The organism is Mesorhizobium sp. M7A.F.Ca.CA.004.04.2.1, from assembly GCF_004022825.1.
In the GTDB taxonomy this organism is placed as follows: Bacteria; Pseudomonadota; Alphaproteobacteria; order Rhizobiales; family Rhizobiaceae; genus Mesorhizobium.
In genome coordinates this window covers 1-1,645 of record NZ_RZPH01001198.1, presented here as the reverse complement: position 1 = coordinate 1,645, position 1,645 = coordinate 1, and the positions used below count along the sequence as shown (strand labels likewise).

At 64.8% G+C, this 1,645-nt stretch carries 2 protein-coding genes; both read right to left on the bottom strand.

The window, feature by feature from the left end:
- Positions 1 to 1,437, bottom strand: a 1,437-nt coding sequence (locus tag EN893_RS32940) for a hydantoinase B/oxoprolinase family protein (protein WP_164901347.1), incomplete at its 3' end; no start/stop codon positions are given.
- A partial coding sequence (locus tag EN893_RS32935) for a hypothetical protein (protein ID WP_164901346.1) occupies positions 1,434 to 1,645 on the bottom strand: 212 nt, incomplete at its 5' end. The genes EN893_RS32935 and EN893_RS32940, both read right to left, overlap by 4 nt.

Sequence of the window (1,645 nt, the reverse complement as noted above, 5' to 3'; positions counted from 1 at the left end):
GGCCACTCCAGGCCCGCCGCCGTTGCGCCCGTGGGCGGGATGATTGACGCGGTCGAACATGGCCGAGAAGTCGAATTCATGGCCCTCGATCGCCTCGATTTCGATAACCTGCCCGAGCCCGCCGCGGAACTCGCCGTCGCCGCCGGAATCGGGCCGCAGCTCCTTGCGCCAGATGACGATCGGCCCGGTGTGCTCCGTTGCCTCGATCGGCATCGTATGGACGCCGGAGGGGAAGGCCGTCGCCGACAGTCCGTCGAGACCGGGGCGCGCGCCCATGCCGCCGGAATTGAACATCAGCACCTCGGCACGGCGGCCCGAACCGCCGGAGACCGGCCGAACCGAGATATGGATGTTCCACAGTGCGCCGGCGCCCTCGGCAAGGATCTTGCCGGGCATCGCCTTGGCGATCGCGCCGAGCACCAGATCGGGAACCATGTGGCCGAAGATGTGCCTGAGCGCCACCGGCGCCGGCCGCACGGCGTTCAGGATGTTGACCGGAGACGACACGGTGAAGAAGGCGAGCGACGCGGCATTGTTAGGAATATCGGGCGCCACCACGCATTTCAACGCGTAGCAGGCATAGGCCTTGCTGTAGATGATCGGGCAGTTGATGCCCCATCGGCTCATCGGGTCGGTACCGGTGAAATCGACCTCGACGCCGGCGTCCCTAACCGTGACCGTCGCCGCGAGTTTCACCGGCTCGTCGTAGCCGTCGGTCACCAGCGCGTTCGACCAGCTGCCTTTGGGCATCGCCTTGATGCGTTCGACCAAGGCGTCGCGGGTGCGCGAGAAGATGAACTCGCCAAGCCCGTCCAGCGATGCCAGGCCGATCTCCTTCATCATGTCGACGAGGCGTCGGTGGCCGACTTCGTTGCAGGCGGCGAGCGAATAGAAATCGCCGACGACCTGGTTCGGCTCGCGGACGTTGGCGCGCAGGATCCTGACGAGATCGAGATTGACCTTGCCCTTCTCCGCGAACTTCATGATCGGGATCTGGATGCCTTCCTCGTAGACCGACTTGCCGTCAGCGCCGAAGCCGCGCCCACCGACATCGACCACATGTGCCGTGCAGGCGAAGAACGCAACCAATTCGCCGTTCAGGAACGACGGCGACACCATGGTGATATCGTGCAGGTGGCCCGTGCCCAACCAGGGGTCATTGGTGACGTAGGTGTCACCCTCGAACATGGTTTCGCGCGGGATTTCGTTCATGAAATGCAGCACCGCCTCGGCCATGGTGTTGACATGGCCGGGCGTTCCCGTCACCGCCTGTGCCAGCATCTGGCCGCGGGGATCGAACACGCCTGCCGACAGATCGCCGGATTCGCGCACCGATGTCGAGAAAGCCGTGCGCAGCAAGGTGAGGGCCTGCTCCTCGACCACCGAGATCAACCGGTTCCACATGACCTGCATGCGGATTTCACTGATGTCGCTCATGCCTGGCTGCCTTTGCGGATCAGAAGGATCGCGCCGTCGCTCTGGATGACGGCGTCGAAGCTCGTGGTGACGACGGTGGACGTCTCGCGTTCGACGATGATGACCGGGCCTGCCACCCGATCGCCGGTGCACAGCCCCTCCCGTTCGACGATGCCATAGGTCCGTGGCGCACCGCTGGCCGGATCGAACACCGCGCGGCTTGTTGCCT